The 24,052-nt window shown below is 70.3% G+C and carries 20 protein-coding genes and 1 other RNA gene; 14 read left to right on the top strand and 7 right to left on the bottom strand.

Annotated features, from left to right (window positions below; translation table 11 throughout):
- Positions 1 to 96: 96 nt before the first annotated feature.
- Complete coding sequence (pepQ, locus tag OCJ37_RS04435; protein WP_263112488.1) at positions 97 to 1,425, top strand: Xaa-Pro dipeptidase; 1,329 nt, start codon at positions 97 to 99, stop codon at positions 1,423 to 1,425.
- A 345-nt stretch (positions 1,426 to 1,770) separates the two neighbouring features.
- Here the strand turns inward: pepQ and OCJ37_RS04430 are convergent, their stop codons facing one another.
- From OCJ37_RS04430 to OCJ37_RS04420, 3 genes are read right to left on the bottom strand one after another with little or no spacing between them, the layout of a single operon-like run.
- On the bottom strand, positions 1,771 to 2,766 hold the full coding sequence (locus OCJ37_RS04430; RefSeq protein WP_263112487.1) for a hypothetical protein: 996 nt from the start codon (positions 2,764 to 2,766) through the stop codon (positions 1,771 to 1,773).
- Between the two features lie 55 nt (positions 2,767 to 2,821).
- Positions 2,822 to 4,147, bottom strand: coding sequence for an aminopeptidase P N-terminal domain-containing protein (locus OCJ37_RS04425; RefSeq protein WP_263112486.1), 1,326 nt, complete (start codon positions 4,145 to 4,147; stop codon positions 2,822 to 2,824).
- Positions 4,148 to 4,150: 3 nt separating this feature from the next.
- On the bottom strand, positions 4,151 to 4,696 hold the full coding sequence (locus OCJ37_RS04420; RefSeq protein WP_263112485.1) for a YecA/YgfB family protein: 546 nt from the start codon (positions 4,694 to 4,696) through the stop codon (positions 4,151 to 4,153).
- A gap of 159 nt (positions 4,697 to 4,855) precedes the next feature.
- Here OCJ37_RS04420 and OCJ37_RS04415 point away from each other — a divergent pair, with 159 nt between their 5' ends.
- The 10 genes from OCJ37_RS04415 to OCJ37_RS04370 all read left to right on the top strand — a co-directional run bounded on the left by OCJ37_RS04415 (position 4,856) and on the right by OCJ37_RS04370 (position 12,396).
- Positions 4,856 to 7,075 (top strand): putative bifunctional diguanylate cyclase/phosphodiesterase, encoded by a 2,220-nt coding sequence (locus tag OCJ37_RS04415; protein ID WP_263112484.1) that lies wholly within the window; start codon positions 4,856 to 4,858, stop codon positions 7,073 to 7,075.
- Positions 7,076 to 7,142: 67 nt separating this feature from the next.
- On the top strand, positions 7,143 to 7,364 hold the full coding sequence (locus tag OCJ37_RS04410) for a TIGR02449 family protein (protein ID WP_263112483.1): 222 nt from the start codon (positions 7,143 to 7,145) through the stop codon (positions 7,362 to 7,364).
- A complete protein-coding gene (locus tag OCJ37_RS04405; protein ID WP_263112482.1) occupies positions 7,361 to 7,654 on the top strand; it encodes a cell division protein ZapA in 294 nt (97 codons plus the stop codon). Before OCJ37_RS04410 ends, OCJ37_RS04405 begins: the two co-directional genes overlap by 4 nt.
- Positions 7,655 to 7,752: 98 nt before the next feature.
- Positions 7,753 to 7,937, top strand: a non-coding RNA gene (gene ssrS / locus OCJ37_RS04400) — 6S RNA.
- A gap of 192 nt (positions 7,938 to 8,129) precedes the next feature.
- The gene (locus OCJ37_RS04395; RefSeq protein ID WP_263112481.1) at positions 8,130 to 8,909 is read left to right on the top strand and encodes a thioesterase family protein; all 780 of its coding nucleotides are present in this window, start codon (positions 8,130 to 8,132) and stop codon (positions 8,907 to 8,909) included.
- Positions 8,910 to 9,022: 113 nt separating this feature from the next.
- Entirely contained in the window at positions 9,023 to 9,616 is a 594-nt protein-coding gene (locus tag OCJ37_RS04390) for a 5-formyltetrahydrofolate cyclo-ligase (RefSeq protein WP_263112480.1), read from the top strand.
- On the top strand, positions 9,613 to 10,083 hold the full coding sequence (locus OCJ37_RS04385; RefSeq protein ID WP_263112479.1) for an EVE domain-containing protein: 471 nt from the start codon (positions 9,613 to 9,615) through the stop codon (positions 10,081 to 10,083). Before OCJ37_RS04390 ends, OCJ37_RS04385 begins: the two co-directional genes overlap by 4 nt.
- Before the next feature lie 99 nt (positions 10,084 to 10,182).
- Positions 10,183 to 10,830, top strand: a complete 648-nt coding sequence (gene rpiA, locus OCJ37_RS04380; protein WP_263112478.1) for a ribose-5-phosphate isomerase RpiA — start codon at positions 10,183 to 10,185, stop codon at positions 10,828 to 10,830.
- A 163-nt stretch (positions 10,831 to 10,993) separates the two neighbouring features.
- Complete coding sequence (locus tag OCJ37_RS04375; protein ID WP_263112477.1) at positions 10,994 to 11,443, top strand: DUF192 domain-containing protein; 450 nt, start codon at positions 10,994 to 10,996, stop codon at positions 11,441 to 11,443.
- 107 nt (positions 11,444 to 11,550) lie between these two features.
- Positions 11,551 to 12,396 (top strand): SirB1 family protein, encoded by an 846-nt coding sequence (locus tag OCJ37_RS04370; protein WP_263112476.1) that lies wholly within the window; start codon positions 11,551 to 11,553, stop codon positions 12,394 to 12,396.
- Between the two features lie 207 nt (positions 12,397 to 12,603).
- Here OCJ37_RS04370 and OCJ37_RS04365 read toward each other — a convergent pair whose 3' ends face one another.
- The gene (locus OCJ37_RS04365) at positions 12,604 to 12,870 is read right to left on the bottom strand and encodes a rubredoxin (protein ID WP_263112475.1); all 267 of its coding nucleotides are present in this window, start codon (positions 12,868 to 12,870) and stop codon (positions 12,604 to 12,606) included.
- On the opposite strand from OCJ37_RS04365, the gene thiE reads away from it, so the two are divergent.
- Entirely contained in the window at positions 12,869 to 13,501 is a 633-nt protein-coding gene (thiE, locus tag OCJ37_RS04360; RefSeq protein WP_263112474.1) for a thiamine phosphate synthase, read from the top strand. The two genes, OCJ37_RS04365 and thiE, sit on opposite strands and share 2 nt — an antisense overlap.
- A gap of 501 nt (positions 13,502 to 14,002) precedes the next feature.
- Here the strand turns inward: thiE and OCJ37_RS04355 are convergent.
- Positions 14,003 to 15,244, bottom strand: coding sequence for a dipeptidase (locus OCJ37_RS04355; RefSeq protein ID WP_263112473.1), 1,242 nt, complete (start codon positions 15,242 to 15,244; stop codon positions 14,003 to 14,005).
- A gap of 95 nt (positions 15,245 to 15,339) precedes the next feature.
- A complete protein-coding gene (locus OCJ37_RS04350) occupies positions 15,340 to 18,507 on the bottom strand; it encodes a TonB-dependent receptor (protein ID WP_263112472.1) in 3,168 nt (1,055 codons plus the stop codon).
- A 335-nt stretch (positions 18,508 to 18,842) separates the two neighbouring features.
- Between OCJ37_RS04350 and hemL the strand changes: the two genes are divergently transcribed.
- Entirely contained in the window at positions 18,843 to 20,135 is a 1,293-nt protein-coding gene (gene hemL / locus OCJ37_RS04345) for a glutamate-1-semialdehyde 2,1-aminomutase (RefSeq protein WP_263112471.1), read from the top strand.
- Between the two features lie 219 nt (positions 20,136 to 20,354).
- Positions 20,355 to 23,129, top strand: a complete 2,775-nt coding sequence (locus OCJ37_RS04340) for a winged helix-turn-helix domain-containing protein (protein ID WP_263112470.1) — start codon at positions 20,355 to 20,357, stop codon at positions 23,127 to 23,129.
- A gap of 198 nt (positions 23,130 to 23,327) precedes the next feature.
- Here OCJ37_RS04340 and azu read toward each other — a convergent pair whose 3' ends face one another.
- Positions 23,328 to 23,783: an azurin gene (gene azu / locus OCJ37_RS04335; RefSeq protein ID WP_317633214.1), complete on the bottom strand. Its 456-nt coding sequence runs from the start codon at positions 23,781 to 23,783 to the stop codon at positions 23,328 to 23,330.
- Between the last annotated feature and the right edge of the window lie 269 nt (positions 23,784 to 24,052).

Raw genomic sequence — 24,052 nt, 5'->3', positions numbered from 1 at the left:
ACCGCGGTGGCACCGCGCGCGATCGCGTTACCAGGCCCGGCGAGGTTTGCGGCAAACTTGGCGCCCGCTTTCCGCATTGCCGACCGAGCCGCCGCCATGAACCAGCCAGACCCCAGCGCCCTGTATGCCGACCATCTGCGCACGCTGGCGCAACGCGCCGACACCGCGCTGGCGCGCGGCGGCTTCGAGCACCTGGTGGTGCCCAGCGGCAGCCTGCACTACCAGGTCTTCGACGACCGCGACTATCCGTATGCGGTGAACCCGCAGTTCAAGGCCTGGCTGCCGCTGACCCGGGTGCCGAACAGCTGGCTGGTGTACACGCCCGGACGCCGCCCGCAGGTGATCTTCCACCAGCCGCACGACTACTGGCACGTGGTGCCGGCCGCGCCGAACGGCTGGTGGGTGGAACATTGCGACATCCACATCATCCGCACCCCGGAAGAAGCGCTGGCGCTGCTGCCCAAGCCGGCGGCGCGCTGCGCGATCCTGGGCGAGGCGCAGAGCGCGCTGGGCGAGTACGTGCCGAACAATCCCGAGGCGGTGGTCCAGTACCTGGAGTACCACCGCGCCTACAAGACCGCCTACGAACTGGCGCTCATGCGCCAGGCACAGCACCTGGCGGTGCGCGGCCACCGCGCCGCCGAAGCGGCGTTCCGCGACGGCCGCAGCGAATTCGAGATCCACATGGCGTACTGCAGCGCGGTGGGCCAGGACGCCAACGACCTGCCGTACGGGAACATCATTGCGCTCAACGAGCACGGCGCGGTGCTGCACTACACCGAACTGCAGCGGCAGGCGCCGGCGCCGCTGCGCAGCTTCCTGATCGACGCCGGCGCCTCCGCGCACGGCTACGCCAGCGACATCACCCGCAGCTACGCCGCCGACACCGGCAGCGAGTTCCAGGCGCTGATCGACGCGGTCGATGCCGCGCAGGTCCGCATGGGCCAGAGCGTGCGCGCCGGCGTGGACTACAAGCAGCTGCACCTCGACGCGCACCTGGCACTGATGGGCGTGCTCAAGGACTTCGGCGTGCTCACCGTGTCGCCGGAAGCCGCGCTGGCCACCGGCGTCAGCGCCGCGTTCTTCCCGCACGGCCTGGGCCATCCGATCGGGCTGCAGGTGCACGACGTGGCCGGCTTCGCCGCCAGCGACCGCGGCGGCCGCATCGAACGTCCCGCCGGCCATCCCTACCTGCGCATGACCCGCGTGCTGGAACCGGGCATGGTGGTGACGATCGAACCGGGCGTGTACTTCATCGACATGCTGCTGGACGAAGCCAGACAGGCCGGCCACGCCTCCAGCATCGACTGGGCGCGCGTGGCGCAGTTCAAGCCCTACGGTGGCATCCGCATCGAGGACGAGGTGGCGTGCACCGACGGCGATCCGGAGAACCTGACCCGCCCGGTGTTCGCCGCGGCGGCCTGACCGCCAACGTGTTGTTTGCCGGTCAGCGCAGACGCGCCGCGACTGGCCGGCTTTCCCCTGCCCGCCTCCCCGGGCTCTGCGGCGCAGTGCCTCGATGCTGCCAGCGGGCAATGGATGCGCACCGCTGGCGCCAGGCTGCGTCTGCCTGACCAATCGGCGATGCCGCTAGCGACGCCAGCTTGCGCGCGGGGACGCCACATCCATTGCGACCGCGCGGTTCTGCTGGGCCAGCAAGAAGCAACATGCCAGCGTTGAACTGATGCGGCGCGTGAAAGCCAGCTATCCGGCGGTCTGACACAGCAAGCGCAAGACCCGCACGTTCGCTGCTCGGCCTCACCGCCGCGGTCATTGCTTGCCGGTCAACGCATAGGGGCCGCGATTGAAGCTCATGGGCACCGTGTCGTAGCGCCGCTGCCCTGCCGCAGCAGGATAAGGCGCGGTCTTGAAATCGCGCGCCAGCGCCTCGAGCCCGCGCGCCGCGTTCGGCGAGGGCAATGCCTCGATCACCAGCGACGACTCGGGGCGCCCGCCTTGGGGGTTGCCGCGGAGCAGGAACAGGGTCAGCGCCGGGGTGACCGGCAAGTCCATCGGGCTATCGCGCACGGTCTTGCGCCGCTGGTTCTCGGCGCGTGGCGCAAGCCCGGCGCTCTGGTCCGTGCCCTGCGCCTGCAGCGCGTCGATCTGCGCGAACAGCATGCGATCCAGCACCTTGCCCCGCTGCAGCCGAAGTTCGTTGAACCAGGCCAGACCGATCGCGTTGCGGTCGCCCGACGGCATGGCGGAGTAGCAGCGTTCCAGCAGATAGGCGTGATACGCGGTATCGCGATTGAACTGGCTGGGCCGAAGCGTGCGGCCGCTGGCCTGGCGTTCGCGCGCCGTGAGCTCACGATCCAGTGCGATCCAGGCCTGCGCCCACTGCATCGCCGGCTTGGGGTTGCCCGCGGACAGTTCCAGCTCCGCCAGCGAGGCGAGCGCCAGCAACGGACACCGCGCCATCCCGAGGCATGTTTCCAGCCAGTAGCGCGCGGTATCGTCGTCGCGCTGCACCAGATGCGCCGGATGCGCATCGCCGTGTCGGTAGAGCACGCCGAGGTAAAAGGCCGAAGCGCCGTCGCCGTTGCGGGCCAGTGCCACCAACTGCGCCAACAACTGCTCCCGGGCAGCAGGAACGGAGCGGACCGACAATAGCGTTTCCAGATCGGCCAGCGCCATGCTGGGAACGACGGCCGCCACGCTGGCCGGCGCTGGCGCCGCATCGTGCTCCTGTGGCACCGCGCCCGCGCTGGCCGCAAGCCACAGCGCTGCCGCGAGCAATCCCGACATCATGTTCTTCAAGATCATTCCCTCCCCCGTACCTGCACACTGTGCGCAGCGGACGCCAAGTGCGCAAGCGAGGTCAGCGCGCAGCCATCTCCGCCTCGATCTCCTCGGCGCTGCGCGCCAGCGCGGCGGTCAGCACGCGGTGGCCGTCGTCGGTGATCAGCACGTCGTCCTCGGTGCGGATGCCGATGCCGCGCCACCTGGCGTCGACCTCCTTGTCGTCGGGCGCGACGTACAGGCCCGGTTCGATGGTGAACACCATGCCCGGTTCCAGCAGGCGCGATTCGCCGGCCAGCTTGTAGTCGCCGACGTCGTGCACGTCCAGGCCGAGCCAGTGCCCGGTCTTGTGCCGGTAGAAGCGCCGGTAGTCGCCGCTGGCCAGGTTCTGCTCCACGCTGCCCTTGAGCAGTCCCAGCCGCAGCAGGCCCTCGGTCAGGGTCTGCACCGCCGCCAGGTGCCCGGCCTCGTAGGCCACGCCCGGCCGCGCCTGCGCCAGTGCCGCGGCGTGCGCGGCGCCGACCAGGTCGTGCAGCGCGCGCTGCTCGGCGCTGAAGCGGCCGCCGACCGGGAAGGTGCGGGTGATGTCGGCGGCATAGCCGCGGTACTCGGCGCCGGCGTCGACCAGCACCAGTTCGCCTTCGCGCAGCCGCGCGGCGTTGGCGCGGTAGTGCAGCACGCAGGCGTTGGCGCCGCTGCCGACGATGCTGCCGTAGGCCGGCCAGGCGTCGCCGGCGCGGAACTCGCGTTCGATCTCGGCCTGCAGCTGGTACTCGTGGACGCCCGGGCGCGCCAGCCGCATCGCCGCGCGATGCCCGGCCACGCTCAGGTCGGCGGCCACCTGCATCAGCGCGACCTCGTCGCGCGACTTGAACAGGCGCTGCTCGTGCAGCAGGTGGCCCAGCTCCAGGAACTCGTGCGGCGGCTGCGCGCCGTGCCGCACCTGCTCGCGCACGCGCTTGACCCAGCCGATCAGCTTGAGGTCGAAGTCCACGTCGCGGCCGAAGTGGTAGTACACCCGCGAGCGCCCTTCCAGCAGCCCGGGCAGGATCTCGTCCAGGTCCTCGATCGGGTACGCATCGTCCATGCCGTAGCGTTCGACCGCGCCTTCCTGGCCGGCGCGCGGGCCGTCCCAGGCCTCGCGCTCGGGATCGCGCTCGCGGCAGAACAGCAGCGCCTCGCCGTGCTTGCGGCCCGGCACCAGCACCAGCACCGCCTCCGGCTCGGGGAAGCCGCACAGGTACCAGAAGTCCGAGTCCTGCCGGTACGGGTAGTGGGTGTCGTGGCTGCGCACCCGTTCCGGCGCGCTCGGCAGCACCAGGATGGCGTGCTCGCCGGCCATGTCCATCAAGTGTCTGCGCCGGCGCGCATATTCGCCCGCGCCGATCCCGGTGAGTCGCTTCATCGCTCAGTTCAGGCGTTGCCGGTGGCGCGGGCCGAGCACGCAGTCGCCGTGCAGCAGCAAGGCCGCCACGCGCACGAATTCCTCGATCTCGGCCAGCGCGTCCTCGTCCTCGTCGGCGCTGTCGAAATCCTCAGCGCTGGCCTGCGCCAGCCGCGCCAGGTCCTGCAGCGCTTCCTCGCCCTCTTCCGACAGCGGCGGCTTGGCGCCGGCGGCCAGGCCGAAGCCGCCGAGAAAGCCACGGCACCAGTCGAACAGGCCGTCGGCGCGCTCGGACAGCGGCGCGCCGGCATCGGCCAGCACCAGGTCGAAGGCGAAATCGCGGTCCTCCAGCTGCGCGGCGGTGGCCTGGCGCAGCCGGTCCAGCGCATCGCCAGGGCGCGGCGCGGCGATGCCGACGTCGGCCAGCACCGCTGCCGGCCAGGCCGCCAGGTCGGCGCCGCCGCCGGCCAGCCAGCCGCACAACGCGCCGTGGAGTTCGGCCGCCGACGCGGCCAGGCCCAGCTGCTGGCTGGCTTGGTTGACGTCGTCGGCGGTGGGAAGTTCGGTCATGGACGCAAGGCCTGTTGGGCGCCGGCCGCCGGGTCGGGGCGCAGCGGTGGAGCGGGGACTGCGCAGTGTAGCAATCCGCATGCGCAGCGCTGCTTGTGGAGGCTTCCGACCGGCGCCTACACTCCACCACCCTTTCCTGTTCGAAGCCCTCTTCCCGCCATGTCGATCGAGCACGTCGCTGCGGGAATCACGGGGTATGCCGGCGGCGACTGGCGTTGGGGCTGGGCCGCCGCCGCCGCGGTCCTGGCCGTGGCCACGGTGGTGGCCGTGCTGCAGGCCGTGCACTGGCGGCGGCGCATGCAGCAGCAACTGCAACGCCAGCAGCAGCTGCAGCAACGCGACCGTCACCTGCAACTGGCGCTGTGGGCCTCCGGCGAGCACTTCTGGGACTACGACCTGCAGCAGCGCAAGCTGCGCCGGATGCGTGCCGACGAAGCGGCGCCGCATGCGCAGGAGATCACCATGGTGATCCGCGAGGACGACCCGCTGCGCATCCACCCCGACGACGTGCCGCAGGCCGAACGCATCCTGCGCGAGCACCTGCAGGGGCTGACCCCGGTCTACGTGGCCGAGTACCGGGTGGACCTGGCCGGCGACGGCGTGTGGCTGTGGGCGCGGGTCCGCGGCCGCGTGGTCGACTACGGCGCCGACGGCAAGCCGCGACGGCTCGCCGGCACCGCGCGCGACATCACCTCGCACCGCCAGGCCGACCTGGAGCGGCGCATCGCCAGCGAAGTGCTGCGCAGCATGAGCGAGGCGGTCGCGGTGCTGGACGAAGAGTCCCGCTTCATTTCGGTCAACCCGGCCTTCACCCGCATCACCGGCTACAGCGAGCGCGAAGTGCTGGGCCAGCCGATGGCGCTGCTGGACCATGCGCCGGACGTGTCCGCCCCGCCCGCCTTCGACCATGGCCGGCACTGGCGCGGCGAAGCCTGGAAACGGCGCAAGGACGGCCAGGAGATCCTCTGCCACATGCGCCGCAACACGCTGGTCGACGCCGACGGCCGCCACAGCTTCCACGTGGTGGTGCTGGAGGACATCACCGACCAGAAGCGCGCCGAGCAGGAACTGCGCTACCTGGCCAACTACGACACGCTGACCAGCCTGCCCAACCGCGCGCTGCTGTCCGAGCGGCTGGCGCGCGCGATCGTGCGGGCGCGGCGCCAGGGCAGCTCGGTGGCGGTACTGTTCCTGGACCTGGACCGGTTCAAGGACATCAACGATTCGCTCGGCCACGCGATCGGCGACCGGGTGCTGCGCGCGGTCGCCGAGCGCCTGCAGCAGGCGGTGGGCCCGCAGCACACGGTCGCGCGCCTGGCCGGCGACGAGTTCACCGTGGTGGTGGAGGACGTCGCCGGCCAGGCCCAGGCCGAGGCCGTCGCCGCGCGCGTGCTGACCGCGTTCGATGCGCCGCTGCAGCTGGACGACCGCCGCGAGGTGGCGATCTCCTCCTCGATCGGCATCTCGCTGTTCCCGCAGCACGCGCTGCTGCCCAGCGAACTGCTCAAGCACGCCGACACCGCGATGTACCAGGCCAAGGCCGCCGGCCGCCGCAACATCCAGGTGTACTCGGCGCGCATGGACGAGGCCACCCGCCACCGCGCCACCCTGGCCAGCACCCTGCGCAAGATCCCGCTCGACCAGGAACTGAAGCTGGTCTACCAGCCGCGCTATTCGCTGCGCGAGCAGCGCGTGGTCGGCGTGGAAGCGCTGCTGCGCTGGCACAGCGCCGATTTCGGCCCGGTCTCGCCGAGCCAGTTCATTCCCCTGGCCGAGGAGACCGGGCTGATCCTGGAGATCGGCGAATGGGTGCTGCGCCAGGCCTGCACCACCCTGCGCGGCTGGCGCGAGCTGGGCCTGACCGAGCTGTGCATGTCGGTCAACGTGTCGGCGATCCAGCTCGAGCGCGGCGACCTGCCGGCGCTGATGGCGCGGATCCTGGCCGAGACCGGGGTGCCGGCGGCCAGCGTCGAGCTGGAACTCACCGAGAGCGTGGTGATGTCGCAGGTCGGCAAGAACGCCGCCACCCTGCACGCCTGCCGCGCGCTGGGCCTGGCCCTGGCGATCGACGACTTCGGCACCGGCTACTCGTCGCTGGCCTACCTGAAGCGGCTGCCGATCAACACCCTGAAGATCGACCAGGAATTCATCGGCGACCTGACCCGCGACCCGGACGACGAGGCGATCACCAGCACCATCATCGCGATGGGCCATTCGCTGGCGCTGAAAGTGGTCGCCGAAGGGGTCGAGCAGCCCGGCCAGCTGGCGTTCCTGCGCGAGCACGGCTGCGACGAGATCCAGGGCCACCTGGTCGCGCCGGCGCTGGAACCGGACGTATGCCTGCAGTTGCTGCGGCAGCCGCTGCGGCTGCCCGCCTGAGCGGCGGCCGTCGCGCCGCTGCGCGGCGTCTTGACCGCCGCTCGGGCGCATGCCTATCGTGAGCGCCATGGACACCCCCGACACCCTCGCCCAGCTTCGCGCCCTCGGCGCACGCGTGGAAACGCTGGTCGAGCGCTGCCAGCGCCTGGCCGACGAAAACCGCAGCCTGCGCCAGCAGCAGGAGCAGCTGATCGGCGAGCGCTCGCAGCTGCTGACCAAGAACGAGCAGGCGCGCTCGCGGGTCGAGGCCATGATCACCCGGCTCAAGTCGCTGGAGCAGCACACGTGAGCGAACCGGTCAGCGTCCGCATCCTCGATCGCGAATACACCGTCGGCGTCGAGCCCGAGGAGCGCGACAGCCTGCTCGCCGCCGCGCGCCTGCTCGACGCCAAGATGCGCGAGGTGCGCGGCAGCAACCGCATGGCGGCGGTGGACCGGGTCGCGGTGCTGGCCGCGCTGAACCTGGCGCACGAACTGCAACAGCTGCGCGACGAGCAGGCGCGGCGCGATCATGAGATGACGCGCACGCTCGCCGATCTCAATCGCCGCCTCGACGGCGTGGTCGATACGGCGCGCTGATCCGCGCATCGCATTTCGATCATCAACGTGAATTGCGCCGTACCGCGCGACCGACGAACGGACTAGCCAAGCGCGGCGACGGCGCTATACTTCGCTTGCGTTCTCTGCTGTGAACGACAGCGTGTGCAAACATTCGCCTTGTCCCTTAATTACGACCACGGGATGGCGACGGAATCGGGTGTGCAGGTCCGCCTCGTAGCGGGAAGCCCGATGGTTCCCCAGCTATCCCACTTGAACCCCGGGTTCAAGGTCGTTTCGCACGCATCGTCATGGCGGAGAATGCAATATCCCGGAAACGGCGCCGCAAGGCGCCGTTTCCTTTTGTGCGTCTGCGTATTGTGCGTCTGCGTACGCCGACCCGGTGGGAGGCGTCACCCTCGCGCCGCAGCGTATCTTCCGCGCCGCACCCGGCAACGCACCAGCCAGCCGCCGCGCCAACCCTGGGATACTGTCGCCCCCACCCAGGAGACGCCGCATGCCCTCGCTCGCCCAACTCGTCGACCGCTTCGACCCGGCCGCCGGGTTCGACGTCCCCGCCAGCTGGCGGCAGGGACGCACCGCCTTCGGCGGCCTGTCCGCGGCGCTGGCGCTGCAGGCCGCGTTGCGCGCGGCGCCGTCCGCGCTGCCGCCGCTGAAGTCGGCGCACGTCTGGTTCGTCGGCCCGACCGACGACGCCCTGCGCTTCGACGCGCGCCTGCTGCGCCAGGGCAAGTCCGCCACCTCGGTCGCGGTCGACTGCCTGGCCGGCGAGCAGGTCGCGTTGCGGGCGGCGCTGCTGTTCGCGCAGCCGCGGCCCAGCCGCATCGCCCACGACTTCCTGCCGGCGCGGCCAGCGGTATGCGCGCCCGATGCTGCCGCGCCGATCGCCGACAGCGCCGCCACCCCGGCGTTCGTGGCCAACTTCGAGATGCGCCTGGCCGGCGGCGCGCTGCCGGTGTCCGGCGCCGCCACCCCGGAGCTGCTGGTGTGGGCGCGCCACCGCGACGCCAGCGGCGTGGATCCCGGCGTGGCCCTGGTCGCGCTCGGCGACTGCCTGCCGCCGGCGGCGATGGCCTGCTTCACCGAACCGGCGCCGGTCAGCTCGATGACCTGGACCCTGGATTTCCCGCAGCCGGCGGCGGCCGGCGACTGGTTCCTGCTGCGCTCGGCCAGCCGGCACGCCGCCGACGGCTACTCGCTGCAGGACATGCAGATCTGGGACCAGGCCGGGCAACTGGTGCTGTCGGGCCGGCAGACGGTGGCGATCTACGCCTGACGCGGCGGCCCGCGACGCCGCCGCAGCGTCGCGATCGCTCGCGCCTGCGGCATGCCCTAGGCAGTGCGCGCGCGGACGCCGACAATAGCGCCGTCTTCCGCCACGACCGCCCGATGCTCCCCGACGATCGCGACCTCCTGCGCCAGCAACTGCGCGCGCGCCGCCGCGCGCTCCCCGCGGCCGAGCGCCTGGCCGCCGCCGACGCCCTGGCGCAGCGCCTGCTGGACCTGCCGTTCGCGCCGCAGCACGGACACGTCGCCGGCTACTGGGCGATGGACGGCGAGATCGCGCTGCACCGCTGGCAGCTGCGCCTGCCGGCCACGCTGCAGTACTGCCTGCCGGTGCTCAGCGGCACGACCCTGCGCTTCGCGCCGTGGCGCCCGGGGCAGCCGCTGGTCGCCAACCGCTACGGCATTCCCGAACCCGACGTCGCCGCCGAGGCGACGCTGGCGCCGGAGCAGATGGCGCTGGTGGTGGCGCCGCTGGTCGGCTTCGACGCCAGCGGCGGGCGCCTGGGCATGGGCGGCGGCTGGTATGATCGCAGCTTCGCGTTTCGCCAGCGGCACGCGCCTCCGCCCTGGCTGGTCGGCGCCGCGTTCGCGGTGCAGCAGGTCGCGGCGCTGCCGGTCGCCGCCTGGGACGTGGCGCTGGACGCGGTCTGCACCGACTCCCTCACCCTCCTGACCGCGACCGATCCTCCCGCATGACCGCACGCAAGCGCTACTGGCTGATGAAGTCCGAACCGGACGCCTTCTCGATCGACGACCTGCAGCGGGTCGGCACCGAACCCTGGAACGGGGTGCGCAACTACCAGGCGCGCAACTTCATGCGCGACGGCATGAAGGTCGGCGACGGCATCCTGTTCTACCACTCCAACTGCAAGGTGCCGGGCATCGTCGGCACCGCCACGGTGGCCAGCGACGCGTACCCGGACGTCACCCAGTTCGATCCCAAGTCCGACTACCACGACCCCAAGGCCACCCGCGAACAGCCGCGCTGGTACCTGGTGGACGTGGCCTTCGAGCGCAAGCTCGCGCGCACCATCGCGCTGGACGAGATCAAGCAGCACGCCGACGCGCTCGGCGAAGGCTTCGCGCTGACCGCGCGCGGCAACCGCCTGTCGGTGTTCCCGGTCACCGCCGCGCAGTGGAAGCTGCTGTTGGCGCTTGAGTAGCCGGGATTCGGGATTGGGGATCTGGGATTCGTCCCTGCCCAGCCCCGTCTGCCGCTTTTGACGAATCCCCAATCCCCAATCACGAATCCCGAGCTCCCCATGTCCGAAAGCAAACGCCTGGCCGCCGAGAAAGCCATCGACTACGTCGAGGACGGCATGATCGTCGGTGTCGGCACCGGTTCCACCGTAGCCTACTTCATCGACGCGCTGGGCCGCATCGGCCACCGCATCAAGGGGGCGGTGTCCAGTTCCGAGCAGAGCACCGCGCGCCTGCGCCAGCACGGCATCGAGGTGCTGGAGCTGAACCACACCGGCAATCTTTCGCTGTACGTGGATGGTGCCGACGAATGCGACCCGAACCGCTGCCTGATCAAGGGCGGCGGCGCCGCGCTGACCCGCGAGAAGATCATCGCCGAGGCCAGCGAACGCTTCGTCTGCATCATCGACCCGAGCAAGCAGGTGCAGACCCTGGGCGCGTTCCCGCTGCCGATCGAGGTGATCCCGATGGCGCGCAGCCTGGTCGCGCGCGAGATCCTGGCGCGCACCGGCGGCCAGCCGGTGTGGCGCGACGGCGTGGTCACCGACAACGGCAACGTGGTGCTGGACGTGCACCACCTGTCCATCACCGACCCGGTGGCGCTGGAGCGCGAACTGAACCAGATCCCCGGCGTGGTCTGCGTCGGCCTGTTCGCGCGCCGCCCGGCCGACGTGGTGATCGTCGGCGGCGAGCCCCCGCGCGTCCTGTGACGCGCGGCGGGATCGGAGATTCGGGATTGGGGATTGGCAAAAGCCGAATCCTTCAGGCCGCAGCCCCCCGCTGTTGCCAATCCCCAATCCCAATCCCGGCTCCCTTGACTCGCCACGCACCATGCAACAAGGTGCGCGCTGATCCCACCTTCCCGGCACCGCCATGTCCCTGTTCCGCGCCCTGTTCGTCCTCGTCCTGCTGACCCTCAGCGGCTGCGCCAGCGCCGGCGGCGACTGGGTGGAACTGGCCGGGCACCGCTACCAGGTCGAGCTGGCCCAGGACGACGCGACCCGCGCGCGCGGGCTGATGTTCCGCGACCAGATGGACGCCGACCACGGCATGCTGTTCATCCACGACCGCGAGGAACCGCAGGCGTACTGGATGAAGAACACCAAGATCGCGCTGGACATCCTGTACTTCGACAGCCAGCGCAAGCTGGTGGCGCAGCAGCGCGACGTGCCGCCGTGCTCGGCCGGCAACGCCTGCCCGCCCTACCCGAGCAACGCGCCGGCGCGCTACGTGCTGGAACTCAATGCCGGCCAGGCCGAGCAGATCAAGCTGCAGAACGGCGCCGAACTGACGTTCGGCCCGGGCATCCCCAAGCCCCGCTGAACCGTGCCGGCGTCGGGAAATCCGACGCCGCTGCGGCGCTGAACCCGACACCGCTGTCGGGAATCCCCGGACTTGATCGCGTCGCACTTTGCGGCCAGTCTTGGGCCATGGCGCACCGACTGACATTGCCGAGCTGGAATACCCTGGCCGCGCTGGACGACGACGCGCTGCCGCTGCTGGCCACCGCGCTGCTGATCGCCCGCGACGAGTATCCGGAACTGGATGCCGAGCACTACGACACGCTGGCGCAGAACCACGCCGAGCACCTGCGCCACGAGGTGGCGATGATCGAGCCATGGCCGTTGAAGATGGCCGCGATCAACCGCCACCTGTTCGAGGAACTCGGCTACAGCGGCAACCACGACGAATACTACGACCCGCGCAACAGCTACATGAACCAGGTGTTCGAGCGCCGCCTGGGCAACCCGATCTCGCTGGCGCTGGTGCAGATGGAAGTGGCGCGGCGGCTGGACATCCCGCTCGACGGCGTGTCCTTCCCCGGGCATTTCCTGGTGCGCCTGCCGGTGGACGACGGCCTGCTGGTGATGGACCCGTTCAACGGCGGCCGCCCGCTGGCGGTGGAGGAACTGCGCGAACGCGCGCGCCCGCACCTGGGCGGGGAGACCCCGGACGACCGCGCGCTGCTGCAGATCCTCGACCCGGCGCCGCACCGCGCGATCCTGACCCGGGTGCTGCGCAACCTGCACGGGGTCTACGCCGAACGCGACGAATGGGACCGCGCCGCGCGCAGCGCCGACCGCGTGCTGAAGCTGATGCCCGACCAGCCCGAAGCCCTGCGCGACCGCGGCCTGGCCTACCTGCAGATGGACTACGTCCCCGGCGCCCGCCGCGACCTGGGCCGCTACCTGCAACTGAACCCGGAAGCCAACGACGTGCTGCCGATCCGCGAACGCCTGGTGGAACTCAGCGCGCGGGCGCAGCGCATGCATTGAGGCGGGGATTGGGGAGTCGGAATTGGGGATTCGCAAAAGCGGGGCGCATGCGTGGCGCAGGTCGCTACACGCGGGGTTTCAGCTCCGGCGCTTTACTGGGTAGTGGGTAGGCGTCGAGCGGAGGCCCGCCTGCAGATCGCAGCGATCACCGGATAAGCGCCGAAGCCGCTTTTGCGAATCCCCAATCCCGACTCCCCAATCCCGGCCTCACTCCATCTCGACCATCTCGAAATCGTCCTTGGTCACCCCGCAGTCCGGGCAGGTCCAGGTGTCGGGCACGTCTTCCCAGCGGGTGCCGGGGGCGATGCCCTCTTCCGGCAGGCCGTCGATTTCCTTGTAGATGAAGCCGCAGACGACGCACATCCAGGTGCGGTAGGTGGTGGCGGTAGCGTCGCTCATCGGATAATCGCGGGCCTGGAGGCGGGACGGAGCGGCATTGTCCCACCCCCGCCCGCGCACCGGAAGGCTCACCATGAACGCAGCATCGCCGCCCCGCGGCGTCTACCTGATCACGCCCGACGAGGCCGACGGCGCGCGCCTGCTGGCGCGTGTGGCGCCGCTGCTGGACCAGGGCGTGACCTGGCTGCAGTACCGCAACAAGCGCGCCGGCGCGGCGCAACGCCTGGCCCAGGCGACGGCGCTGCAGGCGCTGTGCGCGCAGGCCGGGGTGCCGCTGATCGTCAACGATGACGTGGCCCTGGCGCAGGCGGTCGGCGCCGCCGGCGTGCACCTGGGCGAGGACGACGGCGACCTGGCCGCCGCGCGCGCGGCGCTCGGCCCCGATGCGCTGATCGGCGCGTCATGCTATGCGGACCTGGCGCTGGCCCGGGCCGCGGTCGCCGCCGGCGCCAGCTATGTCGCCTTCGGCGCGTTCTTCCCCAGCCTCAGCAAGGCCACCACCGCGCGGGCCACGCCGGCGCTGCTGGCCGCCGCCGCGGACCTGGGCGTGCCGCGCGTGGCCATCGGCGGATTGACCCCGGACAACTGCGGCCCGGCGATCGCCGCCGGTGCCGACCTGCTCGCGGTCATCAGCGGCGTCTGCTCCGCGCCCGACCCGCTCGCTGCGCTGCGAGCGTATCGCGCGTGCTTTCCGGAACTGCGCTAACCGGTGTCCACGGAACTTCGCTGCCACGACAGCGGCAAGCGCCACGCGGCCGCGGCCGTCGCCAGGGCTGGGCGAGCCACCCGCGGCCGCCCCTGCAGCGCGCACCGGGCGGCCGGGCGAATTCGCCCGAGGTTCCGGACTGGCTCGGTCATCGGCGCCGATGCTGTCGGGCGCCGGAGCGCGCGCCGCGGCGCTGATCGCGACCGATGGCCGGAGGCACCCAGCATCGCTCACACGGGGAGACGGCGCTGAGGCCAAGCGCGTGAGTCCTTGCCAAATCGCTTGCAGTCAGCCCCGACGGAATCCGAGCCGCAAGGCCCGCGCTGCGCTAGTGGCGGGCCACGGCTTGCGAGGCGCCCAAGGGGCAACGCCACCTTGGAATGACGCTACTTGAAAGCACCTCGCGACCTCATGCCATCGGTTCGGTCGCATCTGCCGCGCACGGTGTGCGCGCCCCTCGCTCGTCGGATCCGCGCCCACTGCGCCGGCGGCCCTGCCGGTTCACTTCAGTTCGGCGATCGCGGCCGGATCGGCCTGCGCCTGCACCCGCTCGAGCAGCCGCAGCAGGTTGCCGCCCCAGATGTTGGCGATCTGCCGTTCGCTGTAGCCGGCCTGCAGCAGGCGCTCGGTGATGCGCGGCAGTTGCGAGACGTCCTCCAGTCCGGCCACGCCGCCACCGCCGTCCCAGTCCGCGCCCAGGCCGACGTGGTCGGGACCGGCGACCTCGAGGATGTGCAGGATGTGCTTCATGTAGTCGTCGAAGGTGGCACGCGCGACGCCGTACTCGGCGTCCAGCGCCTTGCGCTTGGCCATCACCTCGCGGTACTGCTCGGGCTTGATCGCCTGGCGCCCGCCGTAGCCGGCGAACAGCGCGCGCAGTGCCTCGCCGTAGGCCGGATCGCGGTTGCCCGGGATCAGGTAGCCGGACAGCGAATTGACCTGGATCACGCCGCCCTTGGCCGCCAGCTTCCGGATGCGTGCGTCGTCGATGTTGCGCGGATGCGCATTGAGCTCGCCGGAGGCGGTGTGCGACAGGATGATGGGGGCGGTGGACAGTTCCAGCAGTTGGTCGAACACCGCGTCGGAGGCGTGCGACTGGTCGAGCACGATGCCCAGGCGGTTGGCCTGCGCCACCAGCGCCCTGCCCTTCGGGCTGAGCCCATGCCACTGCGGCCCCTTGCTGTCGGTGGAGGAATCGGCGAAGTCGTTGTTGCTGGTATGCACCAGCCCGAGCATGCGCACGCCGAGCCGGTAGTAGGCGCTCAGCAGCGTCGGATCGGCGGCCAGCGGCGAGGCGTTCTCGATGCTGATGTAGACCGAGCGCCTGCCGGCGGCCTTGATCCTGGCCGCGTCCCCGGGCGTGGTGGCCAGTTCGAACGTGTCCGGGTAGGCGGCGACCATCTCGCGGATCTGCGCCAGGCGTTGCAGGCCGAAGTCGCGCGCCTGGCGGTTGCCCGCTTCGGTGCGTTCGCCCTGCGCGGTGTAGATCACCCAGAAGCCGCCGTCCAGGCCGCCTTCGCGCATGCGCGGATAGTCGACCTGGGTGCCGTCTTCGTCGTAGTGGTGGTGGTCGAGGATGTTCCAGCCCGGGCGCGCGAGATTGGCCGGCGTATCCAGGTGCGTGTCCAGCACCGGGAAGCGCTCATGCAGCGCACGCGCGCGCGACAGCCCGTCGGCGGCCGGCAGGTCGCCGCAGCAACAGGCCAGGCACAACAACAGCAGGAAAGGACGGAGCTTGGCCATCGGATATCGGCTCGTACGCAGCGGGCATCGGCGGTCCACGCCGGTGCCTTCGCCGGGGAATGGCCGGCCCGCCGCGCGGCGGGCCGGGGCGTGGGTCAGAAGTCGTAGCTGAGCGTGACCCGGCCCGAGCGCGGCGCTTGATACGCCACCACCTGGTCCCACAGCGGGTTCGTGCTGTTGTCGGGAAGCTGCGAGAACGGATAGATGTTGGTCGCGGTCTGCTCGTTGGTCACGTTGAACACGTCCAATCGCAACGCCAGCTTGCCGCTGGCGAACGCAGGCTTGTAGGTCACGCCCAGGTCGAGCTGGGCGATCCAGCCCAGGCGCCCCTGCGAACCCGGAGGCGATGGTTCGCCGGTACCGGTTTGGGCGTTGTAGCAGAAGTGATAAGGACCACCGGTGATCGCGCTGCCGCCATATCCGGCCGGGTCCCTGCCGGGATAGTTGTCGCCGTAGTAGTTGCCCAGGCAGTTGCGCGGCGCGCCCGAGATCAGGCTGAAATTGGCCGATGCGCCCCACTGCGGGGTGAACTGGTAGAAGCCCAGCAGCTTCAGCTGATGGCGGTGATCGTTGGATTGATCGCCGTTGAAGTGCTCCATCAACGCCGCGTGGTCCCAGCTCTGCGTGGTGGAGACCGAGGCCTGGCCCTGGTAGCTGCCCAGCGCGCCGCCGGTGCGCCACAGGTCCGAGCGCACCTGGCCTTCGGTGGTGCCGTAGCTGTGCGACCACACGTAGTTGGCCTTCGCATACCACTTGCCGTCGAACGGACGCTCCAGATTGAATTCCAGCGCCGAATAGTTGCGCTTGAACTCCGGGAAACCCGCCGCCTGGCGGCTCACCGACACCTCATGGAATTGCCCGTCGGTGCCGATCACGCCCCAGGTGTTGGTCTGCCCGGGATTGATCAGCGCCGCGCCGGAGACCTTCGACCAGTCGATGGTGACGCCCTGGGCGGCGGCGGCCTCGATCAACGCGGTGTTGGAGACGTCGTAGTTCTGGTCGTCGATACCGGCGTTCAGGCGGCGATGGGTGCCGCGGAACCCGAACACCCAGCCGCTCTCCAACTGCTTGGTGAAGCCCAGGATGATCTCGTCCTGGTTCTCGCCCTCGATGTCCTTGGCCACCGCCGTGCGCACGTCGGCGACGCGGCCGAAGCGCGAGTTGGCCGATACCGCAGAGCCCAGCTGCTGGGCGAGGACCGGCGTGCCATCGGCATTGACGCCGCTGTAGGTGAAGTAGGTGTCGGTGTTGATCGCCGGCGTGAACAACCCGACCGGCGACAAAGGCAGGCCGAGATAGTAGCGGCCGATGCTGCCGAACACCTTCAGGCTGGAATCGCCGTTGACGTCCCAGCTGAAGCCCAGGCGCGGCGCCCAGGCATCGTCGACATCGATGTAGGCGGCGCCGAACGGGGTGTAGTTGGTGAACTCGTCCTTGCGCAGCCCCAGGCTGAGCAGCAGGTTGTCGGTGACCTGCCATTTGTCTTCGATGTAGTACGCGCGCTGCTTGGCTTCGTAGGAATAGAGGCTGGTGTTGACGGTACGGATGACGTAGTAGCCCTGCGCCCCGTAGACCGGATCCACCAGGCCCGGACTCGGCGCGCCGACGCCGCCGGCCTCGTTCGCCGACTGGCTCACCAGGCCGCCGGTCTGCAGGCCGAGCGGATCGCTGGTCTGGCCGTACGTCCACGAATAGCCGGGGCCCGACAGGATCGACCCCACGTCCGTGCCCTTGGACTTCTGGTTGTCGATGCCGAAGTTGAGCGTGTGCTTGCCCACGCGCCATTCCAGGTTCAGCCGCTGGTTGTCCTTCTCGTATTCGCGGTCCGGCGAACTCACCGAGGTGACCAGCTGCCGGCCGATGATCGGCGCGCCGCCGACATAGGCGGGATTCTGCAGCGCCGCGCTGATGATCACCGGCCCGTTGCCGGCGTCGTAGTTGTACGGGGTCAGTTCGTCCGGGGTCTTCATCTTCCCGTACAGCGCGGTCACGGTGATGTTGTCGCCGAAATAGCCGGTGTATTTTCCGGAAAACAGCGTCGGCCCGGTCTTCCACGTGGACTCGTCGGTGAGGTAGCTGCCGCGCTCGCGATTGACGTAGTCGTAGCGGTAGATGGAGCCTTGGGTTTCGGCTTCGTCGCTGGCGCCGGTCACCTCCAGCAGATGGTTGTCGGTGATGTACCAGTCCAGCTTGGCGTACCAGCGCTTCTGTTCGTAGTCGTAGTCGGTCAGGCCGCCGGTGCGGCCGTTGTCCGAATCGCGATTGGAGACCGTGCGCACGCCGTCGGAATCCACCTTCTCCGCGGCCAGGAAGAAGAACAGCTTGTCCTGGACGATGGGGCCGCCGATGTAGGCGCTGTACGTGGTCTGGCTGGCTTCGGCCTCGCTCTGCGGCTGGTACAGGCCGTTGGCCGAGCGTGCGTACCGGTAGGCGGCGTTGTTCACGCTGCTGCCCTGGCTGTCGGGACGCCAGTACAGATCGCGCTGGTTGGCCTTGAGGCCGTTCGGCTCCCAGATCACCGCCGCGCCGAACTTCCATTCGTTGCTGCCGCGCTTGCCGATCTGGTTGATCACCCCGCCGTTGGAGCGGCCGTACTGTGCGCCGTAGCCGCCGGTGAAGATTTCCTGCTGATCGATGGCGCCATATGGCAGGGTCAGTCCGCCCAGGCTGTTGCTGGCGGTGGTGGTGTTGAAGCCGTTGAGATAGTAGGCGTTCTCGCTGGCCGCCGATCCGCCGAAACTGGGTAGCGAGCCGCCGAGCGGGCCGTTGTCGAAGCCGCCGCTGTTGACGACCACGCCGGGCGCCAACAGCGCGATGGCTTCGGCGGTGCGACCCAACGGCAGTTGCTGCAGTTGTTCGGCGGTGATCACGGTGCGCGTGTCCACGCTGCTCACGTCGATCGGCGACAACCCCGACGCGTTCACGGTGACTCCTTCCAGGGTCTGCACACCGGCCGCAGAGAACGACACTTCAGTACTCGCGCCGACGGTGATGCTGACGTTCTCGCGGGTCTGCACCACCGCACCGTCGCGTTTGACCGTCACCTTGTAAGTGCCCAGCGGCAGGTTGCCGGCCTGATAGCGGCCACGCGCGTCCACCGGCACCTCGCGACTGAACCCGCTGTTGTTCTCCACCAGCACGGTCTTGTCGGCGCCATCGGCGACGCTGCCGGCAATGCTGCCGGTGGTGGACTGTGCATAGCCATTGCCGGCGGCAAGCGCCAGCGCGAGCGCCAAAGCGCTCTTGCGGATCGTTCGATTCATGCTCTCTCTTCCCCCGAAGATGAAAATCGTTGGCAACCCAACGAAAACAATGCAGGCGCAACGCCAATGGCGACCCCCCGCGAACACTATGGAAACTGCGCCCGTTGCATGCCCAATCACCATTGGCGATCAGGTCATGCGCCCCCTGGACGCTTCGATAGTAGGCAGCCGATCACGCGGCGAAGCCGGCCGCGACGGGTAGGTGCCCGGCTGGCGGGTAGGTGCGCCGCCGGGCAGGCGACATGGCGCATGCAGGCAGCAGCCGCGACAATAGGCGACACCGCTCCGCGCTCGGCCAACCGGCCCGGCCAGCATCGCCAAGGATCCGCCCGCCCATGAACCACTCCCGCTCCCATGCCCTCTTCAGCCAGGCGCAGTCGCTGATCCCCGGCGGCGTCAATTCGCCGGTGCGCGCCTTCAAGTCGGTGGGCGGCGAACCGTTCTTCGTGCAGCGCGCCGACGGCCCCTACCTGTACGACGTGGACGGCAACCGCTACATCGACTACGTCGGTTCGTGGGGCCCGATGATCGCCGGGCACAACCACCCGGCGGTGCGCGAGGCGGTGCAGCGCGCGATCGGCGACGGCCTGTCGTTCGGCGCGCCGTGTCCGGCCGAGGTGACGATGGCCGACACCATCACCCGTCTGGTGCCCTCCTGCGAGATGGTGCGCATGGTCAACTCCGGTACCGAGGCCACGCTGTCGGCGGTGCGCCTGGCGCGCGGCGCCACCGGGCGCAGCCGCATCGTCAAGTTCGAAGGCTGCTACCACGGCCACGGCGACTCGTTCCTGGTCAAGGCCGGCAGCGGCATGCTGACCCTGGGCGTGCCGACCTCGCCGGGCGTGCCGGCCGGCCTGAGCGAACTGACCGCCACCCTGAGCTACAACGACTTCGACGGCGCCACCGCGCTGTTCGACGAGATCGGCAGCGAGATCGCCGCGGTGATCATCGAACCGGTGGTCGGCAACGCCAACTGCATCCCGCCGCGCGCAGGCTACCTGCAGCACCTGCGCGCGCTGTGCACGCGCCACGGCGCGCTGCTGATCTTCGACGAGGTGATGACCGGCTTCCGCGTGGCGCTGGGCGGCGCGCAGGCGCACTACGGCGTGGTCCCGGACCTGACCACCTTCGGCAAGATCATCGGCGGCGGCATGCCGGTCGGCGCCTACGGCGGCCGCGCCGAGCTGATGCGGCAGATCGCCCCGTCCGGGCCGATCTACCAGGCCGGCACGCTCAGCGGCAACCCGGTGGCGATGGCCGCCGGCCTGGCGATGCTGGAGCTTGTGCAGGCGCCGAACTTCCACCAGCGGCTGGACGCCGCCACCGCCGCGCTGTGCGCGGGGCTGGAGCAGGCCGCTGCCGCCGCCGGCGTGGCGGTCACCACCAACCAGGTCGGGGCGATGTTTGGCCTGTTCTTCACCACGCAGAAGGTCGAGACCTACGCCCAGGCCACCGCCTGCGATACCGCAGCGTTCAACCGCTTCTTCCACGCCATGCTGGAGCGCGGCGTGTTCCTGGCGCCGTCGGCGTACGAGGCCGGCTTCCTGTCCAGCGCCCACGACGACGGCGTGCTGGAGGCCACGCTGGCCGCGGCGCGCGAGGCATTCGCCGTGGTCGCCGCCAGCTGAACGAAAACTGAGCACCCGGTCGCGACTTTGCTTTTGTCGCGGCGGTGTCATAAGTTCAACGTTCAACGCCAACGGACGGCATCAGGGCGGGGGCCCGTGGAATCGGCGCGGCACACGGCTTTCCGCGATCTGCGCGGCGAACCGGCATGCGTCGCTTCCGTCCCGTCACCCGAGCCGCCAGAGGGCGCGAGGGCGACCGCTGCAGACACCCGTGGCGACATGCTCAAGCCTGTCACGCTGTTGAATCCGCGTTCCCTGCCCTCCGTGCACGACAGCCCTGCCGTGCCCGACTGGGTGCTGGCCGACAAACTGGCGCCGCCGCGCTCGCGCGTGGCCGCGGTGGCGCGCGAAGCATTGCTGCAGCGCCTGGACCGCGCCGCCGACCTGCCGCTGACGCTGCTGCTGGCGCCGCCGGGATTCGGCAAGACCACCTTGCTGGGGCAATGGCACCAGCGCCTGCGCGAGCGCGGCGACGCCGCGGTGGCGTGGCTGTCGCTGGACGAGGACGACGCCGATCCCGGGCGTTTCCTCGCCTACCTGGCGATGGCCGCGCGCGGCGCCGGGATCGAGCTCGGCGCGCCGCTGCAGGCCGCGCTGCAGCAGCAGGGCCAGGACCTGGACGTGGGGTCCACCCTGCCCGGCCTGATCCGCGCGATCCGCGCCGCGCCGAAGCGCCTGCTGGTGATCCTCGACGATTACGACCGCGGCCACGCCAGCGCGCTCGACGAGGCAGTGACGCGGCTGGTCGAACATGCCGGCGGCCAGCTGCACCTGCTGCTGGCGACGCGGCGCGCACCGGCGCTGCCGCTGGCGCGCTGGGCGCTGCAAGGCCAGCTGGAACGCATCGGCGCGCGCGAACTGGCGCTGGACGAGGCGGAGACGCTGGCGCTGCTGGGGCCGCAGGTACCGGCGGCGATGGCCCACCAGTTGCGCCGGCAGACCGAGGGCTGGGCGGTCGCGCTGCAGCTGGCCGGGCTGTGGCTGGGCGGCGACGAACGCCGCCGCGACGACCTGGGCCGTTTCTCCGGACGCACCGCCGAACTGGCGGCGTATCTGGCCGAACAGGTGCTCAACGACCTGGATCCGGCGCTGCGCGCGTTCCTGCTGCAACTCTCGCCGCTGGAACGGTTCAACGCCGCGCTCGCCGACGCGGTACGCGAGCGCGACGACAGCGGCCGCCTGCTGGAGCGCCTGGCGCACTTCCAGGGCCTGCTGGTGGCGCTGGACGGCGAGCACGAATGGTTCCGCTTCCATCCGCTGTTTGCCGACTACCTCCATCAGCAGCTGGAGCGCGATACGCCCGGGCTGGCGCCGCAGCTGCACCGGCGCGCCGCGCAGTGGTTCGACGCGCATGGGCAATTGCCCGAAGCGGTGCGGCATGCGGTGCGCGGCGGCGCGATCGACAGCGCCGCCGATTGCATCGCCCGCGCAGGCACCTGGCAATTGCTGCTGCGCCACGGCACCGCGCCGATCCGCGCGCTGCTGCGCCGCTTCCCGCGCAGCAGCATCGGCGAACGGCCGGCGTTGAACCTGACCCAGGCCTACCTGCACATGAAGCTGGGCGAGTTCGCCCACGCGCAGACCTTGCTGGAACGCTTCCGCGATTTTCCCGAACACGTGCGCGCGCCGTTCGAGCGCGACTACACGGTGGTCGTCGCGTTGCTGCGCGACCTGCTCGACCAGATATGCGCCAACCCGCGCGGGCTGGCGCAGATCGCCGCGCAGGCGGCGGCGCTGGACGAGGACGACAGCCTGGGCCGCGGCACGCTGTGGTGCATCTGCGCCACCACCGCGCTGGGCCGCGCCGATTTCGCCGGCGCCGAACGCTATGCGCAGCTGGCCGGCACCGCGATGCAGGCCAGCGGCAGCGAGGTCGGCGCCAGCTATGCGCTGATCCATCTGGCGCAGAGCCACTACTACCGCGGCCGGCTGGAACGGGCCGAGGCCACCTGCCGGCAGGCGCTGGCCATCGCCCAGCGCCAGCAGCAGCTCGATCCCACCTTGCAGGCGGTGGGTCAATGCCTGCTGGCGCAACTGCAATGCGAGCACGGCCGCTACGACGAGGCCGCCGACTGCCTGCAGCCGGCGCTGGGCTTCCTCGAACAGCACGACGGCTGGCTGGACGTATACGCCGCCGGCTACGAGACCGCGCTGGTGCTGGCGCGGCAGCACGACCGCAGCGGCCGCGCCGCGCTGGACCTGCTCGACCACATCGACCGCATCGCGCATGCGCGGCATCTGGGCCGGCTCGCCGACCTGGCGCTGGCCTGGCGGCTGCACGTGCTGCTCGACCAGCCGCCCTCGCCGGCGATCGACGTGCTGGTCGCGCGCGCAGGCGGCGAGGCGCGGTTCGCACACGCGCTGGACCAGCCGCAGGATTGGCGCTTCCTCGCCGCGCTCGGCTTCGCCCTGGCGCGCTGGCATCGCCTGGGCGGACGCACCCGCGCCGCGCTGGCGGTGTTGCAAGGCGTCGAGGCGGCCTGCATGGCGGCCGACAACCTGGTGCAGCTGGCGCGGGCGCGCGCGCGCATCGCACTGGTGCTGCACGACCGCGGCGAATCCGCCGCCGCCCTGCCCTACCTGCGCCATTCGCTGCAGCACGTGGCCAGCACCCAGGCCTGGCAATGCCTGCTGGAACTGGGGGTACCGGGCAAGGCGCTGCTGCGCATGGCGCGCCAGCAGGATCCGCAGGCCGCGCCGAACACCACGCTGGCGATGACCATCCAGACGCTGCTCGACAAGCTGCGCCACGACCAGGACAGCGGCGCCGAACTGTTCAGCGAACGCGAACTGGAAGTGCTGGCGCTGCTGGCGCAGGGCGACGCGAACAAGCAGATCGCGCGGCGCCTGGCGCTGTCGGAGAACACGGTCAAGTTCCACCTGAAGAACCTGTACCGCAAGCTCGAAGCCGGCACGCGCGAGGCGGCGCTGGCCAGCGCGCTGCAACGCGGCCTGCTGCAGCGCGCGGCGCCGCCGGATCCGGCGCTGGACTGAGTGCGGCATCGCGACCGGCAAGAGCCGGCGCGGCCCTGTAGGAACGACGTCAGTCGCGACGGGCTTTAGCGGGAACGCCCGTCGCGACTGGCGTCGCTCCTACAGGGGAGTAGGCGCCGAAACGGGCCGACGCCTGCGGCGCCATCACGTTCGGAAGCATCCGCGGCAGGGTTGCCGGTCGCAACCCGCGCGCGCGGCTCAGCCGAACACGAACTTGCCCTTCATCATCGCCCAGTGCCCCGGGAACGAACAGAAGAAGGTGTAGTCGCCGCCCTTGGTGAGCTTGGCGGTGGAGAACTTGACCGTATCCGACTGGCCCGCGCCGATCACCTTGGTATGCGCGATGATCCGCGCGTCGCTCTTGGGCAGGTAGTTGTCGGCCAGGCTGGAACTGGTGCCGGCATTGGCCACCGCCTGGAAGTCCGGGGTCTTGGTCAGCACCCAGTTGTGGCCCATCACCGCGGCGGCGAGCTTGCCGCTGTGCTTGAGCGTCAGCGCCACTTCGGTGCAGTCGGCGGCGACCTTGATCTGGGTCTGGTCGAAGGACATCTGGTCGGTGCCGGTGATGGTCACCGCGCAGGTCTTGGCCCAGGCCGCCGGCGCGAACGCGAGCGCGGCGAGGACCAGCAGGGGAGACAGGAACTTCGCTTTCAAGACGGACTCCTTGGACGATGGGGACGGCACATGCGAGCGACGTCGCCAGCATGCGCTGCGCAATAACGGCGGCGGCGCCGCCACGACTGTCTGCCTTTGCGCAAATGTTTGTCAACGACGATCGCTCTTGCACTGCAACATCGCGGGCCCGACGTTGGCGTCCATCCCGAGCGGACCGCGCCGCCTTGCGCATGCGTGGACCGCGCAAATGCACAGGCGGCGGCGCCCGGGCGACGCGCGGCCGCGCGTGGGTACGACGGCGCCGGTTG

It is taken from the genome of Xanthomonas sp. AM6 (assembly GCF_025665335.1).
Taxonomy (GTDB): domain Bacteria; phylum Pseudomonadota; class Gammaproteobacteria; order Xanthomonadales; family Xanthomonadaceae; genus Xanthomonas_A.
This window is presented reverse-complemented; position numbering and strand designations above follow the sequence as displayed.

Bases quoted from the DNA above. Each gene is read 5' to 3' on its own strand.
- OCJ37_RS04415 (WP_263112484.1), top strand. From the start codon at position 4,856: ATGTCGATCGAGCACGTCGCTGCGGGAATCACGGGGTATGCCGGCGGC.
- OCJ37_RS04420 (WP_263112485.1), bottom strand. From the start codon at position 4,696: ATGACCGAACTTCCCACCGCCGACGACGTCAACCAAGCCAGCCAGCAG.
- OCJ37_RS04425 (WP_263112486.1), bottom strand. From the start codon at position 4,147: ATGAAGCGACTCACCGGGATCGGCGCGGGCGAATATGCGCGCCGGCGC.
- OCJ37_RS04370 (WP_263112476.1), top strand. From the start codon at position 11,551: ATGGCGCACCGACTGACATTGCCGAGCTGGAATACCCTGGCCGCGCTG.
- thiE (WP_263112474.1), top strand. From the start codon at position 12,869: ATGAACGCAGCATCGCCGCCCCGCGGCGTCTACCTGATCACGCCCGAC.
- OCJ37_RS04410 (WP_263112483.1), top strand. From the start codon at position 7,143: ATGGACACCCCCGACACCCTCGCCCAGCTTCGCGCCCTCGGCGCACGC.
- OCJ37_RS04385 (WP_263112479.1), top strand. From the start codon at position 9,613: ATGACCGCACGCAAGCGCTACTGGCTGATGAAGTCCGAACCGGACGCC.
- OCJ37_RS04365 (WP_263112475.1), bottom strand. From the start codon at position 12,870: ATGGTGAGCCTTCCGGTGCGCGGGCGGGGGTGGGACAATGCCGCTCCG.
- OCJ37_RS04395 (WP_263112481.1), top strand. From the start codon at position 8,130: ATGCCCTCGCTCGCCCAACTCGTCGACCGCTTCGACCCGGCCGCCGGG.
- OCJ37_RS04375 (WP_263112477.1), top strand. From the start codon at position 10,994: ATGTCCCTGTTCCGCGCCCTGTTCGTCCTCGTCCTGCTGACCCTCAGC.
- pepQ (WP_263112488.1), top strand. From the start codon at position 97: ATGAACCAGCCAGACCCCAGCGCCCTGTATGCCGACCATCTGCGCACG.
- OCJ37_RS04355 (WP_263112473.1), bottom strand. From the start codon at position 15,244: ATGGCCAAGCTCCGTCCTTTCCTGCTGTTGTTGTGCCTGGCCTGTTGC.
- hemL (WP_263112471.1), top strand. From the start codon at position 18,843: ATGAACCACTCCCGCTCCCATGCCCTCTTCAGCCAGGCGCAGTCGCTG.
- OCJ37_RS04340 (WP_263112470.1), top strand. From the start codon at position 20,355: ATGCTCAAGCCTGTCACGCTGTTGAATCCGCGTTCCCTGCCCTCCGTG.
- OCJ37_RS04430 (WP_263112487.1), bottom strand. From the start codon at position 2,766: ATGATCTTGAAGAACATGATGTCGGGATTGCTCGCGGCAGCGCTGTGG.
- OCJ37_RS04390 (WP_263112480.1), top strand. From the start codon at position 9,023: ATGCTCCCCGACGATCGCGACCTCCTGCGCCAGCAACTGCGCGCGCGC.
- OCJ37_RS04350 (WP_263112472.1), bottom strand. From the start codon at position 18,507: ATGAATCGAACGATCCGCAAGAGCGCTTTGGCGCTCGCGCTGGCGCTT.
- rpiA (WP_263112478.1), top strand. From the start codon at position 10,183: ATGTCCGAAAGCAAACGCCTGGCCGCCGAGAAAGCCATCGACTACGTC.